This window comes from Rhodocytophaga aerolata, from assembly GCF_030503435.1.
In the GTDB taxonomy this organism is placed as follows: domain Bacteria; phylum Bacteroidota; class Bacteroidia; order Cytophagales; family 172606-1; genus Rhodocytophaga; species Rhodocytophaga aerolata.
Genome location: NZ_JAUKPO010000020.1, coordinates 77,246 through 96,430 on the forward strand (window position 1 = coordinate 77,246; position 19,185 = coordinate 96,430).

The 19,185-nt window shown below is 38.1% G+C and carries 21 protein-coding genes and 1 pseudogene; 3 read left to right on the forward strand and 19 right to left on the reverse strand.

The features are described from left to right. Positions 1 to 6: 6 nt before the first annotated feature. The 8 genes and pseudogenes from Q0590_RS25160 to Q0590_RS25195 form a co-directional block, all read right to left on the reverse strand. Positions 7 to 402: a hypothetical protein gene (locus tag Q0590_RS25160; protein ID WP_302040393.1), complete on the reverse strand. Its 396-nt coding sequence runs from the start codon at positions 400 to 402 to the stop codon at positions 7 to 9. A gap of 4 nt (positions 403 to 406) precedes the next feature. Beyond that, positions 407 to 1,303: a hypothetical protein gene (locus tag Q0590_RS25165; protein WP_302040394.1), complete on the reverse strand. Its 897-nt coding sequence runs from the start codon at positions 1,301 to 1,303 to the stop codon at positions 407 to 409. Positions 1,304 to 1,358: 55 nt separating this feature from the next. Continuing rightward, a complete protein-coding gene (locus Q0590_RS25170; RefSeq protein ID WP_302040395.1) occupies positions 1,359 to 1,718 on the reverse strand; it encodes a hypothetical protein in 360 nt (119 codons plus the stop codon). A 1-nt stretch (position 1,719) separates the two neighbouring features. Then, a complete protein-coding gene (locus Q0590_RS25175) occupies positions 1,720 to 1,995 on the reverse strand; it encodes a hypothetical protein (RefSeq protein WP_302040396.1) in 276 nt (91 codons plus the stop codon). Then, positions 1,989 to 2,456: a hypothetical protein gene (locus Q0590_RS25180; protein ID WP_302040397.1), complete on the reverse strand. Its 468-nt coding sequence runs from the start codon at positions 2,454 to 2,456 to the stop codon at positions 1,989 to 1,991. The genes Q0590_RS25175 and Q0590_RS25180 overlap by 7 nt, the downstream gene beginning before the upstream one ends. 129 nt (positions 2,457 to 2,585) lie before the next feature. Further along, the gene (locus Q0590_RS25185) at positions 2,586 to 3,263 is read right to left on the reverse strand and encodes a hypothetical protein (RefSeq protein ID WP_302040398.1); all 678 of its coding nucleotides are present in this window, start codon (positions 3,261 to 3,263) and stop codon (positions 2,586 to 2,588) included. Positions 3,264 to 4,147: 884 nt separating this feature from the next. Beyond that, positions 4,148 to 6,565, reverse strand: a complete 2,418-nt coding sequence (locus tag Q0590_RS25190) for a TonB-dependent receptor (protein ID WP_302040399.1) — start codon at positions 6,563 to 6,565, stop codon at positions 4,148 to 4,150. Between the two features lie 244 nt (positions 6,566 to 6,809). After that, positions 6,810 to 6,929: pseudogene (locus tag Q0590_RS25195) on the reverse strand (transposase); the annotation flags it as partial. 237 nt (positions 6,930 to 7,166) lie between these two features. On the opposite strand from Q0590_RS25195, the gene Q0590_RS25200 reads away from it, so the two are divergent. From Q0590_RS25200 to Q0590_RS25210, 3 genes are all read left to right on the forward strand, one after another. Then, positions 7,167 to 7,535, forward strand: a complete 369-nt coding sequence (locus tag Q0590_RS25200; protein WP_302040401.1) for a phosphoribosylpyrophosphate synthetase — start codon at positions 7,167 to 7,169, stop codon at positions 7,533 to 7,535. A 355-nt stretch (positions 7,536 to 7,890) separates the two neighbouring features. After that, positions 7,891 to 8,163 (forward strand): acyl carrier protein, encoded by a 273-nt coding sequence (locus Q0590_RS25205; RefSeq protein ID WP_302040402.1) that lies wholly within the window; start codon positions 7,891 to 7,893, stop codon positions 8,161 to 8,163. 332 nt (positions 8,164 to 8,495) lie between these two features. Then, complete coding sequence (locus Q0590_RS25210; RefSeq protein ID WP_302040403.1) at positions 8,496 to 8,636, forward strand: four-helix bundle copper-binding protein; 141 nt, start codon at positions 8,496 to 8,498, stop codon at positions 8,634 to 8,636. A 95-nt stretch (positions 8,637 to 8,731) separates the two neighbouring features. Here the strand turns inward: Q0590_RS25210 and modA are convergent, their stop codons facing one another. The 11 genes from modA to Q0590_RS25260 all read right to left on the reverse strand — a co-directional run bounded on the left by modA (position 8,732) and on the right by Q0590_RS25260 (position 19,147). Continuing rightward, positions 8,732 to 9,487 carry a molybdate ABC transporter substrate-binding protein gene (gene modA / locus Q0590_RS25215; RefSeq protein WP_302040404.1) on the reverse strand — a complete coding sequence of 252 codons (756 nt, stop codon included), beginning with the start codon at positions 9,485 to 9,487 and terminating at the stop codon, positions 8,732 to 8,734. Between the two features lie 49 nt (positions 9,488 to 9,536). Beyond that, on the reverse strand, positions 9,537 to 10,121 hold the full coding sequence (locus Q0590_RS25220) for a hypothetical protein (RefSeq protein ID WP_302040405.1): 585 nt from the start codon (positions 10,119 to 10,121) through the stop codon (positions 9,537 to 9,539). After that, complete coding sequence (locus Q0590_RS25225) at positions 10,118 to 12,277, reverse strand: DUF5916 domain-containing protein (protein ID WP_302040406.1); 2,160 nt, start codon at positions 12,275 to 12,277, stop codon at positions 10,118 to 10,120. The genes Q0590_RS25220 and Q0590_RS25225 overlap by 4 nt, the downstream gene beginning before the upstream one ends. An 86-nt stretch (positions 12,278 to 12,363) precedes the next feature. Beyond that, positions 12,364 to 13,158: an ABC transporter permease gene (locus Q0590_RS25230; RefSeq protein ID WP_302040407.1), complete on the reverse strand. Its 795-nt coding sequence runs from the start codon at positions 13,156 to 13,158 to the stop codon at positions 12,364 to 12,366. A gap of 1 nt (position 13,159) precedes the next feature. Continuing rightward, positions 13,160 to 13,804, reverse strand: coding sequence for an ABC transporter ATP-binding protein (locus tag Q0590_RS25235; protein ID WP_302040408.1), 645 nt, complete (start codon positions 13,802 to 13,804; stop codon positions 13,160 to 13,162). 46 nt (positions 13,805 to 13,850) lie between these two features. Next, positions 13,851 to 13,931 (reverse strand): chromate resistance protein ChrB domain-containing protein, encoded by an 81-nt coding sequence (locus Q0590_RS37595; protein WP_366970513.1) that lies wholly within the window; start codon positions 13,929 to 13,931, stop codon positions 13,851 to 13,853. Positions 13,932 to 13,979: 48 nt separating this feature from the next. Beyond that, positions 13,980 to 14,963: a DUF1259 domain-containing protein gene (locus Q0590_RS25240; protein WP_302040409.1), complete on the reverse strand. Its 984-nt coding sequence runs from the start codon at positions 14,961 to 14,963 to the stop codon at positions 13,980 to 13,982. A gap of 90 nt (positions 14,964 to 15,053) precedes the next feature. Then, complete coding sequence (locus Q0590_RS25245) at positions 15,054 to 15,821, reverse strand: 3-keto-alpha-glucoside-1,2-lyase-like domain-containing protein (protein ID WP_302040410.1); 768 nt, start codon at positions 15,819 to 15,821, stop codon at positions 15,054 to 15,056. Positions 15,822 to 15,847: 26 nt separating this feature from the next. After that, positions 15,848 to 16,564: an ABC transporter ATP-binding protein gene (locus Q0590_RS25250; RefSeq protein WP_302040411.1), complete on the reverse strand. Its 717-nt coding sequence runs from the start codon at positions 16,562 to 16,564 to the stop codon at positions 15,848 to 15,850. Continuing rightward, on the reverse strand, positions 16,551 to 18,113 hold the full coding sequence (locus Q0590_RS25255; RefSeq protein WP_302040412.1) for an ABC transporter permease: 1,563 nt from the start codon (positions 18,111 to 18,113) through the stop codon (positions 16,551 to 16,553). Before Q0590_RS25255 ends, Q0590_RS25250 begins: the two co-directional genes overlap by 14 nt. A 14-nt stretch (positions 18,114 to 18,127) precedes the next feature. Next, positions 18,128 to 19,147: an extracellular solute-binding protein gene (locus tag Q0590_RS25260; protein WP_302040413.1), complete on the reverse strand. Its 1,020-nt coding sequence runs from the start codon at positions 19,145 to 19,147 to the stop codon at positions 18,128 to 18,130. Positions 19,148 to 19,185 lie beyond the last annotated feature (38 nt).

Sequence of the window (19,185 nt, forward strand, 5' to 3'; positions counted from 1 at the left end):
GTTGGATTAGTCTAAAATAAAAAATAGTAATAGCATGAAAGCCAGCAGGCAGCATACAGTCATCAGCTCAGTTTTTTCGATCACAGGTTTTTCTTCTGGTCCGGCAAATGAAACTGCTTTTTCTTTTGGATCTACTACAGAACCAACTGGAGCAACCTTTGATAAATCGAAAGATTGTATAGAAGGAAGGTTCATGCGTAGATTCATCAGTGTAGGCTGCAAATCGTGTACTTTAAAGAAACCCATCACTTTAGGATAGTTTTCTTTAACAAAAGCGGCTTTCTCTGCATTAGACATTTTTTGCATTTTGTCTACTCCTGCCAGATTTTCAAGTATGTATTGTCCCATCATGGTCACATCATACTTGACAGCCGCAAAACCTTTTGCACCCTGGATTTCCATTGGATTATTTCTTTTTTAGATATTTAGTGATAAACCACACAAGCAGGCATAGCACGATAAGGGCTATTAGACTTGTCAAAAGAACTTTCTGATTCTTTTTCTTTTCTTGGGCAGTCTTACCAACAAAGCTTAGTTCTTCCTCATACATATCCTCTTCGTAGCCTTCCTCTTCGTAGCCTTCCTCTTCGTAGCCTTCCTCTTCGTAGCCTTCATCCTCATATCCACCATTGGCGGCTGCATTTTCAGCATCAGATACCGCTTGTGCTTCTTCATCCCATCCGGAGGTTGGCTGATCTAGGCTCTCCATATCGAAATCAGCACCCATATCTCCCATTTCTGGCTCAGTAGGTACAATAGAAGTAGTAGGAGTTAATGGCGTAGACAGGTTAGCTACTTGGTTCACAGGGTTTCTTACCTCTTCTAAAGCAGGAGCACTAGGAGTTGTTGTTGGAGCTATTGGCGCAGAAGTCTCTAATGGCTTTTTGTCAACCATTCCTGGCAGCACAGCACCTACAATACCTGTAGTCAGCCTGTTAAATAAACCACCACCATTGCTGATTTTAGCCACTTTTACATTCTTTCTGACTTCAGCATTCATGGTCCGGTTTTCACCTACTTGCCCTTTTTTAGCAATCCGGTTATCTGCTTTTACTATCTTTCTGTCAGCACGAGCTGTTAATACAGCCGCACGACCTGGATTTTTAGCTTTAGCAGCTTTAGATAGTAACTTACCTGCTTTCTTTTCAGAGCGCTTTTCGATACGGGCAGTTTTCTTTTCTACACGCTTTTCGATTCTTGCAGTCTTTTTCGCTGCACGTTTCTCTTGTCTGGCAGCTTTTTTAGCCTTGTTTTTACCAAGGAAAGATTCTGCAAAATCTTCGTCCCCTACATAGCTTACCATTATATTTGAATTGCATCCACACATGATGAATAAAAAAATTTAAGAAGTTGAAAAATTATTTTTTGACGATCATAAACACACCAAAAGCAATAAGCAGGAAGGCAATGGCAGCAATGATCATCGTAGGCATATGTGATTTGGTAGAAACTACCGGTACTACTGAAGCTGGTGCTGGCTCTGCCTGTAATGCGGTAATCATGGAAGCCTGGGCAGCTTTTACTTGATTATCCGTTTTTTTGGACTCTACCTTGGAGCGCTTATTCTCTAACTTAATTGCCCGTTTCTCTTTTTTAAAAGCCTGTTTTTCTTGTCTTTTCGCTTTGGCTTTCTTACCCATGCCTAAAAAGCTCTCTTCACCTAGATAGCTTTCTCCAACAAATGATAGCATAGAACCTTGTAAATAAGTAGGTGTCATGTTACTTGCGTTTTTTAAGGTAAAGGACAAAACCAAGGAAAATAAAAGCTATTAGCAATGCAGCTAGTCCGAAATAGAGTTGTTGCTGCTTTTGTTTGGCAGCTTGCGCTTGTTGTTGTGCGGCTAATTGCTGAGCTTGTTGCTTTTGTTGTAATGCAGCCATTGTCAGGTTAGCCGCATTTTGGTTATCCTGCAATTTCATATCCTGCTTACCTTTGATCAGCGAACCGGCAACGTTCAGGCCACCACTGGCCGCACCTAATATTGCACTTACCATATTGCGATAATGATTAAAAGAATGAGTACTATCAGCGCTAAGGCAGCTCCCTGGCCAGCAGCCGCTTCAGCGATTGGCATAGGATAGGCTTGCGCTACATTTTGACCAGTGGCCGGTTGAGCAAACTTTTCACTGCCTGTAAAGTTGGATTCAGCTGCAGCGCCTAACACAGAAGTTTGATCTGTTACAGCTACCGGCATATCAGACCTTTTACGGTCTGTATCATTTGACCTACTTAGGTCTACTGATTTGGAGAATACTTCAAGTATCAAATCCTTATCCGGATGAACAGAAAGTATTTTAACAATGCCTGCATCCCCTTCTTCTTTTACCAGTGATATGGCATTTTTTACTAGGTATGTCTGCACTGGTTCCTTTTTGGCATCATAAGGCAAAAACCCATTATGATACATTAGCTGCATAAATGACCTAGGAGATTGTACAGCGATATAGCGGCACATTGTCTCTAGGGAATTAACTTTTGTTGTTGGTTTTTGAGCTATTCTTTGCATAAGGATAAGAGTGTTTGAAGAAAAAAAGCCAAAGCCTTATATCAAGCTTTGGCTTTTATCAAGTATTAGTAGAAGAAATTATCTTACTCTACGAGCTTTTTTCTTCTTAGCAACTGCTAATACTGCTTTACCTTCCAATGTTTTAGCTTGGTCAACACGAGTAGAAACAGTCAGGATGATAGATACTTTTTCGCCAGCGTTTACTGGAACTTTCAACGTATGACGACCAGTGATTGGCATGGTGAATCCTGTATCAACCAAAATGTTGTTCTTGAAAGAACGTGGATCAATTTTGGTAGCAGGCTGATATTTTTTGCTGATAGTGGTACCGGCAGATGTTTCTTCTAACATTTCCATAGCGTTAGATAACTGGATTTCGTTTTTCACGAAATAACGCAGACCTTTTACTAGGTGAGGGTTAGACATTGTTTCTGCCAGGAATTGACCATAGCTAGATTCTGCAAGACCTACAGTAAGATCAGCATGGTTTCCATTGTTTAAAGAAGAAAGGTTTTTATAAGCTCCGAACAGCTCAGCTACACGAGTTTCAGCACCTTTGTTTTCGATTTGGAAAGTCAATGTACGGTCATTTGGATCAATTTTGTCTAAACCGGCAGTACCAGTATAGAAATCATCGTCACCATCATAAGATTCATCATCCTCACCTGCGTATGAATCTTCATCATCACCATCATAGCTTTCTTCACCTGAGAAATTTAAGAACGCTTCTTCAGCTTCGCTTTTGAAACGGTTCATTTGATTGTTGTTAAGGAACATTGTAGTCTAAAATTTTAAAAACAGTTGAAAAAATGATTGTTGAGGACTTGTCTATTGTTTGAGCGTCCTGCTAGCTCACTTAACCATTATATGCCTATCAGCGCAAAGACCGGTAGCATTTAACCGGTAAAAAATCTTTGCTCCACTTCCCATTCCTGGTTTAATGAATTTTTCAATTCACGCCTATTCGGTTTCCCTTTCGGCCAAAAAAGTTGAGTATTTAAACTCTAATAGGTAATCTGGTGTAGGTAAACTTTTGCTTACTTGCTACTTTCTATGTTTAGGAGCTTTTATTATGCTCTGCGAGGTAAAGCTTTGTCTAACATGGGGTTTACTAACCGAGAGAAAATAACTAAAGCAATAAGGACAACTAGCCCGATGATTGCGTATTCTTTCTTTTCCATTTTGTTTAAATGATTAAATGAGTAAAATTTTGTTTTTCGTTTTTTGAAAAATTGATAAGCAAACATAGGTGCAGGTTACGCATTAGGAAAGTGAGAACAGGCAAGAGAACACGTTCTCTGGATATAAAAAAGGCCTTTTTCAGTGAATACAAGTCCTTTTCGTGTTCTTTCTTTTGTTCTTACTTTTCCTTTTGGCAGGAAACAAAAAAGCCTGTTCTCTCTTTTTCGGGAACAGGCTTTTTGATGAATGGCAATGCCAATAACGGCATTTTTGTGATAAATAAGGAGTGTGGAATAAGGCTTAAAAACCCGGAATTCTCCTTACATTTATTTACACTGATAGTTGAGCAGGTCAATTTTTCCTCGTAATGGAGAACAGGATCATACTGAATCCCATAGCGGCCTGGTGCATGAAACTTTTCCGAAACTGCTAGAGAAAGCGTGAAGATACATCTATTCCTAGTTTGTGAATTTATTTTCCATAAGCTTCTCTTTGAAGCTTGATTTAAAAGTATAACCAAAGGTAAGCATAAAGGCTCTGGTATCTAACTTAAATATTCTGCTGAACACAAAATTGGTATCTGCATTTCTAAAGCCATAGCGTTGGGTATTGAATACATCTGTTACCGTTAAGCCTATTCTTCCTTGTCCTTTCATTACGCTTTGTTGAAACCCAAAGTCTACAAAATACACTTCCACATTTTCTCCTTGAGGAATAGCAATGGGAGAGGTATAATTGCCTATAAGCTGAAGCTGTCCCCTTGCCCATGGAGTGAAATTATTAATGAGCTTAGCAAAATAGGTAAACTGGTTGCGCTCAAGGTTTAGAGATGCTTCACTCGTTACAATCCTGGAATTATAAGCAGAAAGATTTAGATTAATATTCCAAAAAGCAAAGGGTTGGTAGACAAAAATACCTTCCATTCCGTAGGTAGTACCTCTACCAAAGTTCAATGGCAGAGTAAAAGCCACCCCTGTGTTATAAAGTATTGTATAGGGTAAAATCACCCGGCTAGTGCTTCTGAAAAATACAGAAGTAGTAAAGCTTCCCCCTTCAAAAAAACGGCTATAGGACAGCTCAAGTGCGTGTGCTAGTTCGGGCTTTAACTGCGGATTACCCTTTCGTTGATTTAAAGAATCTGTAATATCCGTGAATGGAATCAGTTGGCCAAAAGTTGGCCGGTTGATCCGTTTGCTGTACGCCAGTTTAGCCATTGTTGCTTTTTGGGGCGTATAGATAATGCTACCTGAGGGGAAAAGGTTAAAATAACGATTGCTGAATTGCATGGGATTTAACCTTAAATCGCCATTGTTCCAAACTTGCTCTCCTCGAAGGCCAACCTGGTATTTCCATTTCGCAGTAGATTCTTCTCCTATCCAGCCTGTATATTGCGTGTAGAGGGCATGAATTTGCTCCTTAAAGGAAAGTTGATCGGTGTTAGCAGCATCAATAGCAAAACTTTCATTTAGCTGATTTTCACGCAGAAAATCGTTATCCAGAAAACGCAAGATCGTTTTAGCTCCTGTTTCTATCAATCCTTTGCCTTGTAGGGGATGGGTATAATCCACAGAAAAAGAGGTTAAACTAGAATTTTCATAATTGTAAGTCCTTTGTAAAAAAGGATTACCTACCTCTATGTTTTGTGCGGATAATGCCTGCGTAGATATATCGGTATTTTCTCGATCAATATTCAAAGCAGAACTCAAGTTAAAGGTCAACTGCTTTTTGGGTTGATTAAGCTTCTTTGTATAGGTAAGCAACGCTTCACCTGTATGAAAATGCCTGACTTCATTGGAAAATCTTTGGTTTCTTCCAGTAAAATCCAACTCGGCAGTTTGGGTAGTATTAAGCAATGTTTCATTATTGTCTTCGCTCTGGAAAAGCCAGAGGGCTTCAAAACTTAACTGATTCTTTGTGTTAGGTGTATAATCAATGTTGACTCTTGCCGTTTGGTTTCCAACAGTTCGTTCATCAAATCTGCGTTGGGTGAGATAATACTGATCAGGTAGAGTAAATTGTGTTCGGTCTCCATGCACCCTTCGGGTCCTGGTGGTATACCAATTGTCATAGGCAATACCTACATTCCATTTACTTGTTTTATGATTCAGCATAAGAGTGCCATTCAAGCGGTACCGCTCCCCAAATCCTGCCCCTAAAGCAAAAGCTCCGTTGGTTCCCCCATCCGAACTTTTTTTGAGTACGATATTAATAATTCCTCCTTCAGCATCGGCATCATATTTTGCTGATGGATTGGTTATAATTTCAATCCGCTCTATGCTACTGGCAGGAATTTGCTGCAGGTTAGTAGAACGGTCAGTACCACTTATTCCCGATACCCTTCCATTAATCAATATTAGTGGGTTTCTGCCTCTCAGGCTAACTCCACCCTCTGCCCCAACTAGAACGCCTGGCATATTACGGAGTAGATCAGCAGCCGTTCCGCCTATTTGGGTAAGGTTTTGTGAGGCATCCATGACAATGCCTTCTTCGGTTCGCTGAATCATATTGCGGAGAGAGCGTACTTCAACTCCTTCCAGGACTTTAGCATCCGGTTCTAGTATAATGTCTGTCAATACGATTTGCTTATTATCTTGATTTAATGCTACGGCCTGCATTTGCTTTTTGTAACCCAGAAACTGCACATGAAGCATATAGGACCCAAAGGGGATATGATCCATTACAAAATGGCCCATACTGTCAGTAGTAGTTCCTGTTAGTATTTTACTAGAATCGTTTCTTGCAGCAATGAAAACAGTAGCAAACTCAACAAATTGATGTTCACTATCTTTTACATTTCCTTCTATGCTTCCCCTTTGCTGTGCATAGGTGAAAAAGGGAAATAGGATGGTAAATAAACATGTAAATAATCTTACCATCAGGGCTCTTTAGTAAGGTCACTTGACATCTATTATCGGTAACAGAAAACACAAAGGTATACTGCATTTTGACTTCTTGGGTTCTTAACCTTTTTGATTAAAAACAACTTTAACGTTTACGATTCTTTCAAGAACAGTACCATTTAACGCTAAGGCAAGTAGTCTTTATATACTCTGCAAAACATTCAGCACTAAAAAATTAGCTATATCGAATGCGCCAGCAGTATCACTTTTGATGATTTGGTCTAAAACTACTTAAATTGATACCCAGATGCCTGGCTACTCCAACTTTATTTTTACTCTCTGAAGCTAGTCTTACAGCCTCTTCTTTAAATTCTTTGTAATACTGTTTTCTTTGATCCATGGTTGACATTTTTTAAAGTAATTTACTCTTTTTAAATGTCCTTTTCAATAAGGGAATACCAGTTAATAGAGTCTACTTTTGGGTAGTGACAGGGAGCAGATAAGCATTGGTTGATAGAAGGGCTATGAATGAAAAGATGTATTTATTTTAAGCTTTAGGCAACAAAAAGTAGTTGAAAGAGTAAGGGCTGGAAGACGATCAATAGTCTATGAAAAAACAAACTTAACAATTAATTGTATGGCAACTTCCAGTAAAGACTATAACGATTTAGTTGATGCAACTAATGATTTGAAAGCAAGAGGATACAACTGTGATTTCAAAATAGTAAACAATGATGATCCTGCCAGGGAGGAAGATGCACCCGAATGCAAGCTTTTAAATCTTTCAAGTGGTAAAGAGTATAGGAGTGAAGAGTTAAAAATACGGGAGCACTACCGGTTTGAAGGTCCTTCTAATCCTGGGGATATGTCAGTAATCTATGCCATTGAATGTGAAGGAGGGGAAAAAGGCGTAGTTATCGATGCCTTTGGCACCTATTCTAGCAGACGTTTAACAGAGTTCTTTAGAAGTATTCCAATAGAGACAGATCCTTCACAAGCAGTATAAAAAATTCATTTATAGATCATTTGTCAAAAGCAAGACTTGGGCAGACAGTTAAAGGGCAGTTGATGTGATAGTAGTTGCCTTTAATGGCATACTTTTCAATGATGTTATATAATCTGGTAAAAAGACGCCAATGGCACCGTTTCATAGGGGTTCATTCGAACTTTTTCGGGAGAACCTATTTAGCCACTATATATAATGATGTTACATTTAAGTAAAAACCACTAACCTACTCGTTTTCTTTCATATAGGGCAAATGAGTTGACGATGGATAATTTAGGTAGGAAAAACTATAGTATATTGAGTGTATAAAGTGTACAATAAATAGGGGCATCTTACTTAAAAATATCCTATTCAGATGAAACAAAGCATACCGGATGTCAAGCAAATAGTAAGTGATATTTTACAAACAAAGATGGGAGTTGATAAAAGGCTCATTACTTCACAATCCCATCTGATCCGAGAGCTAGGGCTAGACTCTTTAGATAGGGTTGAACTCATTGTGGATGTAGAAACACAATTTGATATCACTATTTCTGATGAAGAACTGGAATCGTTAGTCACCCTGCAAGATCTTATTGTCTGCATTGAAGAGAAGCTATCTTTTGAGGATAAACGATCTATTATTTGATTGATATAATTTTTTACTCTCCCTTTAAACCTGTTTGTAACAATTAAATAAGGAATTTGCTTTACTTTTTAGATCCTATTTGCTTATTGCTTTTTTGGCATAAATTATTTTAGCAAAGCATAATCATTTAAGTTATCACAAACTCAACAACTTTCCTGAGAATGCAGGAATACAAACTTTGGAGAAAACATAAAAGTTGCCTAGATCCTCACTTTAGCTATTACTTTGTATACTCATCATAGGTGCCATTGAATAAAAAGTAAGAAAAACCAAACACTACCTCCTTTACTTGGTAGGTAAACGGATAGTATCCATTTAAACCTTTACTTACTATGACTAACGAGAAATATAAAGAATGTATTGATGCCTGCCTTGCTTGTGGGGTGGCCTGTAATGAGTGTTCTACAGCTTGCCTGAAGGAAGAAGATGTGAAAATGATGGCCCGCTGCATAGAACTAGATATTGAAGTGTAACCCAGTAAAAGACCTTTCGGGTAATGCAAGAGCTGGAGAACTGGCTGCTCTCAGAATGCAATTGCCTAAGAGTGCTGCAAAAAATGTTACTTCCTTCATAGCTTTTTGAACTTTTCAAACCCATTTCTTTTCAGAATTTTCTGAGCCTTTTTTTTAAACAAATAAGAATATAATGCCCAGCTGAGTTTTGTATTATTTGTTTTCCGAAGTAAGGCTACTTGTATAGGAATGGGTTGATAGGTTGATTTATTTATTTCTACCCACTTACCTATTTCTTGCATCTCTTTACTTACAACAAAAGCTTTGGTTGTAAAACCTAGTTTAACAGCTTCTGCACAAATATATTTGCTAACACCAAATAGGCTCTCAGCGAAAATAATCTTATTTTCCGCTTTTTCAAGCTTATAATGCCTAATAATATCTAAAGTCCTTCTTCCATATGGATCATTGGAGGAATTAGAAACAGCTATTCTATCTATATAAGGATCTAAAATTAATTGTGGATATAATGCATAAAATTCATCATCGAAGGGTGTCCATAAGACTATTAATGAATAACAAAAAGTTTTAGGTTGGTATATATAACCTTCGTTATATAGGCTCTCAGTTATTGTAGAATCATCCGATATAAAAATATCATATTGAGTCCCATTTTTTATTTGATCGGCTAATGTTTTAGAAGAAGCTATATGTAGTTCAATTTTATTCTTTGTAAATTTTGAATATCTTTCTTTTACTCCTCGAAGTGCATATTCTGAATCTACAGATATAGCAATTTTTACTATATTTTGACAAAAGACATCATAGCTAATAAATAATAAAAGGAATATATTTAATAGTAGAATTCTCATATTGAAAATGTGCTATGGCTAGCTTGAATTTTTTATAACTGGTTTGAAATCAGTTATTTAAAACTGTTAAGGTATCCTCAAGTTCTTTAATTCTCTTTTTATACTTTATATTTGTTCTCTTATTTATTTCATCAATAGAAAGCTTTAAAAATGATATTCGCTTGTTAGTCAACATATAAAACTCATGAGTTTTATATTTTTTTTCTATTACTTCCAATTCATCTTGATATTTCTTTCTTTTATTTTCTCTTTGAGCTTGGAGATTATCAATGATTTTCTCTAAAGAAGTATAAGAATTTGGATTATGTCCATGCTTAACAAAATGTTGCTCCTTTACCTTTGCTAGTTTATTCTCATACTCTTTTTCTGTAGATACAAGCTCTCTATTTATTATATCAATTTGGATTCTAAAAGGCTTAATAAATTGATTTAGTGTATCTTCTAATTGCGTCTTTTCCTGAAGTTGTGGCTGTACTTTGTATTGTGTATTTATTTCAATAGAATCTTTCAATCTTTTTATTTCCTTCTTTACCCTATCACTTTCTTCCTTTGATTTTTCCATTTGCCAAGTACAGGCATTGACAAATATGATTATTGCCAAATATAGAATTACATTTAATAGATAATTTTTCATAACGCAAACCTCCATATGAGTTTGCCTATTACAACCGTTTGGGCAAGTTTCCATTGTTTACCAGATGTATCATATAATTGGTTAACAATAAAGAAGAAATCGGCTCCAATTTTAGGGATAATCTGTAGCCTGTAATTGAGTATCACCTCTTCATCTTCATTATTCCACTGTGTAAAGAAGGAACCAAATACATTCGGACTAATCGCATACTCAATGCGATTACTTATTAGATTTGTCTGAAAACTTCCCTCCGGCAGGTTTACCCAATTATGTTCATAAATCATATTCACATTAAAATACCGGTTAGCCCGCCAGTTTACTCCTAGCTCACTTTCCACACTTTTGCCGTTATAAAACTTACCCCAGTTGATAGCTGTGCCAAAAGAAAATACCCGGCTCGAAAATGTCTCTGCTTGAATTTCATAACGTGTCTGCCAATAATCACCCTCCGGGATGATGATACTATCCCTGATTTCAAAAGGTTCCTGTAAGCCTTCTGCTCTTCGCTGAATATTAAATTCAAAAAATTCTCCGCTGCGTGTCTCAAAGCCTAAAGGCCTTATTTCGTAGGAAAAGGATTGTAATTTACCTGTATTATCATAGATGAAATAATTCATGTCTAAAGGCTTCAGACTAAACTGCCTGATCCATCTTAAAAAGTTTTTCGGCCTGGGCTTGAACTCTAGCTCGGTATAGAACTCCTGAAAATTGCTTCGGCTCAAAAATCCTACTTCCGGATTAAAATTGGTAGCATTTCGACTCCAGGCTGCATCAAATTGTATTCTATCATTAGGATAAGAGACAAACACACGGTGAGCGCTAGCATCTGCTGACAAGCTATCAGAATTATAATTTCGTGCGTAGGAAGCACCCACTACTAAGTTTTTGTTCCCAAATAAGTTGGCTGTGCTGTATCGGGCATACCCCCCAGTCGTACTATGAAGCCTGCCATTAACATATTTGTTGGTACTCATAATACCAACCGTTGATTGCTTAAGAACATCCTGCCTCCAGCTAAGCACCGTATAATTAGAAGTGGGTGTAGATACATCTCCATTTATCCCATCCTGCTCGGCGGTTTGAATACTCATTGCTCCAATGGTGGAGTTATTGACTTTGCCAAGTAAGCGTACACCGGCAAGGATGGGTACAGTCTGCCTGTTTTCATTCAATCCAATTCTGCGGCTATAAAAAGGAATGATTCTCTCCCCAAGCCCCATATCAAAGTAATCTTGTCCTTCCAGAAAAAACTCTCTTCTTTCAGGAAAAAAAAGAGGAAACCTGGTGAGATTAATTTGTTGCCTATCAGATTCGACTTGGGCAAAGTCTGTGTTCACGGTAAGATTTAAGCGAAGGGTAGGTGTGACCAGATAATTCACATCTCCTCCAAGGTTAAATATTCCTTTGTCATTATCTCCTTCTAGTTGCACCCCGCCAATTGAGTAAGGTTTTACCTCTACAAAGGCTTTACTTGCCACTTGGTTAAGCCCTACAAGGGTTCCTGCCCGGTTAACAAACTCCAGTTCTGAATCTCTTGACCACCCCTGCCAGAGTAATTGCTCTCTTTTCCTGCGGATATTGCGCTCAAAGTTAATTCCCCATACTTGCCTCTCTAGTCCGCTTCTAAATTTGAGTGTGGAGAAGGGGATTTGCATTTCAGCAAACCATCCTTTATCAGAAATAGTAGTTTTCACATTCCATACTCCGTTCCAGTTTACATTGAAGCTCTCTCCATTATCAAGCACCTGGGCATCTTTACGGGCAGCATTGGGATTGATGATAAAAAGAAACCCATTGCGCTTGTCATGGTAGGTATCAATAATGACTTCAAAATTATCTTCTCTGCTATGCTCAAAATCCCTTTTGAGCTCCCTGGCTACAATTTTATCAGCTTCTCTGTCATAACACCAGATACCAATATAGAGGGTTTTCTCTGTGTACACGAGAGCTACTTCTGTGCGTTCTGTAGCAGGCTGATTTACATTTAACTCCCGCTGTGTAAAGTTTGAAATATGCATAGCTTGTTCCCATACAGATTCATTGAGCACCCCATCTAAAAGGATTTCCTTTTCTGAAAAGAAGGTAATGATCGTATCTGGGCTACTGTGCTGTGATAGAGCTTTAGTATGTAAAGCTAAACATGCAAATACTATCATTAGATAGGGATAGCTGTACAGTTGATTATTGATCTTTATCATAAACTAACGACTTGAGTTTGCATATAAAGCATGCTACATAAGGGCTAAAGAATTTTTACTGCATTCGATTTGAAATTATCAAAGTCATCAAAAGCAAACTTATTCGCTATAAATATTGTCAAGACTACGGTGAGCAAAGAGGCTGTAAAAATGGCAATCATGATCATTATCTGGTATTTTATGGCTACACCCGGATTGCTGCCTCCTAAGATTTGACCTGTCATCATCCCAGGCAATGATACCAAACCGATCACAGCCATACTAGCAATGGCAGGGTTAGCTGCTTTTCTCAAAGCATCACGCATGAAAGGAATCAAAGCTTCCTCTCGGGTAGCACCATTAGCCAGGGCATAATAGTAAAGAAGTTGGTCTTCCCGAAGACGACTATAATATGCATTTAAACCGATGATATTGCTTTGTATACAATTTCCAAGTAGCATTCCTGCGATAGGAATCAGATACCTTGCTTCAAAAAAATAATCCGGTTTGAGTATAACAATGAAACAATACCCTATTACTACTATCAAACTTAAGGCTATTGCAGAGAATAAAGGAAACCAGTAAATTTTATAGGAGAGTGCACTCCTGCCTATAATGGTATAGGTAGCAAAAAGTACCATCAAAAGCACCCATAGCATGTTAATCCAGATATTGTTCAGCTTGAAAATAAATTCAAGATATAGGCCTACCAAAAATAATTGTACGCTCATTCTAGCAATAGCTATCAACGTATCTTTTACAAGGCCCGTTCGGAAATAGGCTATTGCCCAAAGAGGTAATACAAGCAATAGATACCCTACAGCTAAATCAAACCAATCTATATCTGTTGCACTATTCATCTTATGGTTGATTTACACGGGTTTCAGATGAGCTTAGATCAATAACTAAGCTTGAATGCCTAATCCAATCCTCATCATGAGATAGTGACAGGATGGTCAGTTCAGGGTTGCCAAATAGATAACTGATCACTTTATGCTTGGAAATGGCATCTAATGCGGAAGTTGGTTCATCCAAAAAAAGTAAAGGTCTTTTGAGTAGCACACAAGATGCTAGGGCAATCCGTTGCTTTTGTCCCCCTGAAATTTCATGTAATGATTTATTTAGCAGATTGCATTCCAATCCTAAATCAAAGAATATACTTTCTATGTCTTTTTCATCAGGAGTTAAGGCTTTATTACGAGCAAATGAGAAAGGCATTATTAATAAGTCACGGGCATTATTCAAGGAAAGGTTTAGCTCCTGCGGCAGCCAGGCAATATTAGATCGTATATAGAGTATGTGGTTTTTGTGTAATGGTTTACCTAAGATTTTAATTTCACCGCTTTGTGGAATAATAAAGCCCATCAACGTTTTCAAGAGCGTACTCTTACCAGAACCGGACAACCCTTTTATAGCAACTTTTGCTCCCTTCTCAACTTCAAAAGACAGATTATTCAATACAATATCTTTCTCAAATCCTACAACCAAATTCTTTACTTGAATCATTTATTATCGCAAAAGTCTTTCTAGGCAAAAATCATCGCTATAGAATTTATTTAAATTTAGGGTTGCCAAATCGCCGGATCAACCATGGGTAGGTGATCCGGTCAATTTTTGGGCGTTGACGGGTGATCTATTTCAAAGCCTTAGTACCCTAATAATTATTGAAGAGCTTTTCATGTTAATGCTTCATCTGCATTCCATTTTTGTGCTTACCTAATTGATCTAATGCTGCCCGGAATCCTTGTGCTAGCTTTGTGGCTGGGCCTCGTCCGTAATAATGCAAAAAGATCATGCGTGGATCATCCCCCAGCATATGATTGTGCAGTGCTACTACTTCCAGGTTATTTTGCCTGAGAGCCTTGATCACAGGGTTTACTTCTGCTTCTAGCATAGCTATGTCTCCGGCTACATGAGCATTTTCCTGTGTTCCGGCAAAACCTGCCCAGGAATTTAAGCCAATGGCGGCTGTCATTTCTGCTCCCATGGCCATCACATTAAGATCATCTCTTCCGACTGTATACTTATAAGTAGGCCCATTCACCGCACCACTATATTTCACAATCTTATCCAGTGCCGGCAGATCAAATATTTCTTTGCCTGTTTTAGCCGGAGAAGAGGCGGCAGTAGGTTGATTCGCAGGTGAAATTTTACTGTCTTTGATAGTGGCAGCATACTTTTTAGCCAGATCAGCAGGCTCACCCATACCATGCAAATGCATATAGAAAATGCGGGGCTCTTCATAAAAGAAGTGATTATGGATAGCGCTTATTTCCAGTCCATTGGCATGAGCAGCAGAAATTAGAGGATTTACTTCTTCTTCTAAGAGCACTGTATCACTCATGAGCACAGCCATTTTACCATCTACTGTTTTCTTGATGGATGCCCAGCCACCAAAGCCAAATGGTATGGGTACGGCATCTCCCTTGACTGTCACCTTTAGATCATTACGTGGCAAAGGAGTTGTATGTACGGCCTGCTCCTGGTTGTAATTTCCTTTTTTACCCATGGCCGATTCAATAGCAGCTATTTCCTGCGCACTAAGTGGAGGAGTTTTGCCTTTTATAGGAGAGGCTTCCAGGGATTTAAATCCTACAAAATTGGCTGCTCCTACTAATGCTGCAGCACGAAGCATTTTACGGCGGCTAAATTGATTGTTATTCATATAATTAATTGTTATGATTTAGGTGTTAGTAATTGAACTGTATCAATGATATAGCCTTTACAGATACTACTTTATAGCTTTGCAAATTGTTTAATCATTTACTGTAATTTGCAGATCATCGAAATAAGTGACAGCATCGGCTTTTGACCAAAACCCTACCTTTCCTGTACTAGTAAAGGTTTGATCTTCTACTTGAAATAATTCTTTTCCATTGATAAAAACGGTAAATAAGTTATCTTTGGCTTCCAGTTTAATGGTATGCCAGCTATTAGTTGGCACTTTGACATCAGCACCGTAAGTCCTTCCTTTACCTACCAAAGGCAAATCTGTTCTTTTTCCATTTTCTACCTTATATAGCACTACATTATCTTCTAAAGAGTTGGCTCTTACGATATAATAGTTGTTAGCATCTTTAAAACGCCATACAAATCCGCCACCCTGATCTATTTTTCCCTTGATAGATTTGAAGCGGGTCTCTAACGTCACATTTTGAGCATTAACATTATCAAGAGTAGCTACATTAAAGTGATTACTTGGATTGTTGTCTGTCAGCTGGGCAAAAACTTTGTTGCCAGCATCTTCTACTACTTCCCAGCGTATGGTGTTTCCCTGTCCGGTTTTATGGGTAGACCATCCCTGTGGCAGTTTGCCTGTGGGGGCATCATCAAAAGTTATACGCATAGTTTCACTATTTGTGCTAGTAGTATTTGTGCTAGTAGTGGATGAGTCTACTGCAGGCACAGCAGATACCTCGTTATTTACTCCCTCAGCTTGACTAGTTTCACTTCCGGTTTGATTGGTTTGATTACACCCTAGACAAAGGATAAGTAAAGACTTTAAAAAGATTATTTTTTTCATAAGTTTATGTTTATAGTTATAGTGTATTATAGTTCAATAAAATACTTTATAAATTCACTAGGTGATTCTCTTATTTGCTGGGGTGTTCCTACCGCTTCAACTTGAGCCTCATTCAGCACTACTATCTGGTCTGCCATGGTAAATGCTTCTCTATGGTCATGGGAGACGTAGATAATATTGATTGAGAGCAGCTTTTTTAATTCTAATATCTTCTCTCTTACCACTTTTTTTAGTTTTACATCCAGGTTAGCTAAAGGCTCATCCATCAGTAACAGGTTTGGCTCTAGCACTAAGCTTCTTGCAATCGCTACTAGTTGTTGTTGTCCTCCTGAAAGCTGATGGGGATACTTTGATAGCGTCTCACCTATATTTAATCTTTGGGCCATTTCCATTACTTTATCTTTATAGGCAGCTACTTTGCGTATCTTCAAACCGAAAGCAATATTTTCCATTACCGAAAGGTGCGGCCACAGAGAAAGGTCTTGAAAAATGTATCCAATTCCCCGCTCATGAGGTGCTTTAAGTAGCTTATTGTTACTGCTTACTTTTTCACCACTTATCCATATATCCCCTTTATCAGGCAGTTCGAAGCCTGCAAGCAATTTTAAAATAGTTGTCTTTCCAGAGCCTGAGCTGCCTAGTAAGCAAGTGAAGCTTCCATTAGGCAAAGCAAGATGAATATCTTTGAGTACGGTTTTATTTCCATAGGACTTGGTTATGTTTTGTAATTCAACTTCCATCATAAACCATAAATCTTGCTCTTTTAATCAACTGCCACAGACCTAAAATCCCGCCTAATACACTCGTAGTGAATAGCAAAACTATCAGGCACATAGCACTTGTAAGGCTTTGTGGGGCATTAGCCATAATAGTAAATATCTTGATTGGCAGTAGAGCTGTTCCCGGAGGATATACCATAATAATGGTTCCTAGTTCCCCTATGCAGAATATAAAACTAATAATAAAGGCACCCATTAGGGCTTCGCTCATCAGGGGCAAAGTAATCTTTCGCAGAGTAAGATAGTTTCCCGCACCGCATATACTTGCTGCATGTTCTAAGCTTTGAGGAAGTTGAATGAGGCGGTTATTTAGTATTCTTTCGGCTACAAGTACAAATCTCATCAGATAGGCTATAAAGATGATAGCCGGAGTAGCGTAGATAAAGTTAGAAAAAGGTGTATTGTAATAATTGATCAAGGCTATACCTGCTACAACAGAGGGTATAGCAAAAGTGAGCATTAGCATAAAATCTATCCAGCCATAGGAGCGCCTTGCTTTCAGGTAAGCGAAGCTAAATCCAACAAAAGCAATGATGGCTGCCCCTGTTATTGCAAAAAGTAAGGATTGTCCCAGCTCAACCCATAAATAGGAGAGCGCTTTGTAAAAATTTTCTCTGCCACCTGCTAAAGACTGAGCAATTAAAACAGCAAGGGGAATGATTATTGAAAAAAGAACATAGCCTATTGCCAAAGCTAGGGGTACATAGGTAGCTTGTGGAACTGGTGCTAAGCGGGAGTGATGACTTTTTCCAGTAACCGTTAGAAAAGGGGTATCGGCTAAGAGCTTTCTTTCTATGATGAGCCCAATCACACATAGTAGAATAAGTAAGCTTGATTGGGCAATAGCTACATTGTAGTTATAAAAGGCAGAGAACTGAATGAAAATATCTGTAGTGAGCACATCAACTGATAAGAAAGCAGGTACGGAAAATTCTGAAATGCTTAAAATGAAAATAAGTAATAGTGAAGAAAAAACAGCCGGCTTTATTAAGGGAAGAATGATTGTAAAAAACACTTTTCTATAATTAGTAATCAATAAAGCTGCCCCTTCCAAACCTGCATTGATATTCTGCAGGGCAGCAGAAAAGATAAGTACGGCAAGGGGAGTATAAATAAGGGTTAAGACAAATATGGCAGTTACCCTGCTATAAATCCAAGCGGAGCTAATACCTAGAAAAACAAAGAAATCAACCCAGGCTACGGCCGTAATATAAGAAGGCAAAAGTAGTGGAATAAGCAGCAGTACTTTAAAAAGCGCCTTATTAGGTAAATGAGACTTAATCAGTAGAAATCCAAAACCAAGTCCTAAAATAGTAGATAGAAAGCATACAGCTACTCCTATCAAGATGCTTTGAAGCAGCAACTGGAGTGTTCGTCCTTGAATTAATCCTATATAATTATCTAAGTTAATGGTACATTCCCTAAATAATGAGCCAAAAAGCAAGCTCAATAAGGGGAGTATTGCTAGGGCGATAAAAATCAAGGATAAAACTATCAGGTAGGTTCTTTTCATGGGCTATTACTTCATTAGCTGTTATTCTCTACCCATTCTTTTAAATAATTTTGTATTTCCTCCAGCTTTTTAGAGGTCTGATCATAATTCACCTGCATGGCTTTTACTTTATCTAAGGAGAACACGCCTTGTGGAACTTCCACACCTTTACTTAAAGGCATTTGTGCACAGGATTTAGCCAGTTTGAGTTGTGTTTCTTTACTGATTAAGTAATCAATGGCTTTTTTAGCGTTCACCCCATTAGGTGAATTTTTGATCAGTGAGACGGTATTAGGAATAATTAATGCACCAATATCAGATTGTCCTAAAAACACGATACCTACTGGCGCACCTTCTTTGATGGCTTCATTGGCATCATCTGTATCGGTTAATCCACACCATATTTCTCCATTAGATACGCGTTTCTTTACATCTCCATTACTTGTAGCAATAATCACGTTATTGGCTTTTAAGTCAGAGAGCCACTTTTTTGCTTTTTCATCTCCTAACGCTGAGAATATAGCAGCTATATGAAAGGAAGTAGTACCAAATAAAGGGTTAGCAATAGCTACTTTTCCTTTGTATTCTTCTTTGGTCAAATCAAGAAGGGAGGAGGGAATCTTATCTGATGGCACTAAATTTTTATTATAAATAAGTACCCGTGCTCTGGAAGAAAAGCCTGTCCAGTGCTTATCATGATCAATAAAATAAGCCGGAATACCTTCTGCTACCTTTGATTGGTAAGGCTCACTGATGCCTTTTTGCTTCAATACATTTGCCCTTACCGGATCACCACTCCAGAAAACATCACATTGGGGATTTGCAGCTTCCGCAATCAAGCGGTTAAGAACGCCTGTAGATTTAGTTTCTTCTGTATCAAATACCGCTTTCACCGTAATGCCAGTTTCTTGCTGTAAATCTTTCAGAATGGGTTCTGCAAACACCTGATCTACAGAAGTATAAATGACTACTTCATCGCTAGATTGAGTGCTGCAACTCAAAAACAGGAAAGCGCTTATGGTCAGTAGAAATAAAATAAAGATGCATCTGCTCATAGCCTTGGGTTTTATTTTTATAGTACTACAAAGGCTAA

Excerpts from the sequence above, each read along its gene's own strand:
- Q0590_RS25260 (WP_302040413.1), bottom strand. The coding sequence starts at position 19,147 with ATGAGCAGATGCATCTTTATTTTATTTCTACTGACCATAAGCGCTTTC.
- Q0590_RS25230 (WP_302040407.1), bottom strand. The coding sequence starts at position 13,158 with ATGAATAGTGCAACAGATATAGATTGGTTTGATTTAGCTGTAGGGTAT.
- Q0590_RS25175 (WP_302040396.1), bottom strand. The coding sequence starts at position 1,995 with ATGGTAAGTGCAATATTAGGTGCGGCCAGTGGTGGCCTGAACGTTGCC.
- Q0590_RS25190 (WP_302040399.1), bottom strand. The coding sequence starts at position 6,565 with ATGGTAAGATTATTTACATGTTTATTTACCATCCTATTTCCCTTTTTC.
- Q0590_RS25185 (WP_302040398.1), bottom strand. The coding sequence starts at position 3,263 with ATGAACCGTTTCAAAAGCGAAGCTGAAGAAGCGTTCTTAAATTTCTCA.
- Q0590_RS25180 (WP_302040397.1), bottom strand. The coding sequence starts at position 2,456 with ATGTGCCGCTATATCGCTGTACAATCTCCTAGGTCATTTATGCAGCTA.
- Q0590_RS25220 (WP_302040405.1), bottom strand. The coding sequence starts at position 10,121 with ATGAAAAATTATCTATTAAATGTAATTCTATATTTGGCAATAATCATA.
- Q0590_RS25235 (WP_302040408.1), bottom strand. The coding sequence starts at position 13,804 with ATGATTCAAGTAAAGAATTTGGTTGTAGGATTTGAGAAAGATATTGTA.
- Q0590_RS25240 (WP_302040409.1), bottom strand. The coding sequence starts at position 14,963 with ATGAATAACAATCAATTTAGCCGCCGTAAAATGCTTCGTGCTGCAGCA.
- Q0590_RS25160 (WP_302040393.1), bottom strand. The coding sequence starts at position 402 with ATGGAAATCCAGGGTGCAAAAGGTTTTGCGGCTGTCAAGTATGATGTG.
- Q0590_RS25225 (WP_302040406.1), bottom strand. The coding sequence starts at position 12,277 with ATGATAGTATTTGCATGTTTAGCTTTACATACTAAAGCTCTATCACAG.
- Q0590_RS25210 (WP_302040403.1), top strand. The coding sequence starts at position 8,496 with ATGACTAACGAGAAATATAAAGAATGTATTGATGCCTGCCTTGCTTGT.
- Q0590_RS25245 (WP_302040410.1), bottom strand. The coding sequence starts at position 15,821 with ATGAAAAAAATAATCTTTTTAAAGTCTTTACTTATCCTTTGTCTAGGG.
- Q0590_RS25170 (WP_302040395.1), bottom strand. The coding sequence starts at position 1,718 with ATGACACCTACTTATTTACAAGGTTCTATGCTATCATTTGTTGGAGAA.
- Q0590_RS25250 (WP_302040411.1), bottom strand. The coding sequence starts at position 16,564 with ATGATGGAAGTTGAATTACAAAACATAACCAAGTCCTATGGAAATAAA.
- Q0590_RS25200 (WP_302040401.1), top strand. The coding sequence starts at position 7,167 with ATGGCAACTTCCAGTAAAGACTATAACGATTTAGTTGATGCAACTAAT.
- modA (WP_302040404.1), bottom strand. The coding sequence starts at position 9,487 with ATGAGAATTCTACTATTAAATATATTCCTTTTATTATTTATTAGCTAT.
- Q0590_RS25255 (WP_302040412.1), bottom strand. The coding sequence starts at position 18,113 with ATGAAAAGAACCTACCTGATAGTTTTATCCTTGATTTTTATCGCCCTA.
- Q0590_RS25165 (WP_302040394.1), bottom strand. The coding sequence starts at position 1,303 with ATGGTAAGCTATGTAGGGGACGAAGATTTTGCAGAATCTTTCCTTGGT.
- Q0590_RS25205 (WP_302040402.1), top strand. The coding sequence starts at position 7,891 with ATGAAACAAAGCATACCGGATGTCAAGCAAATAGTAAGTGATATTTTA.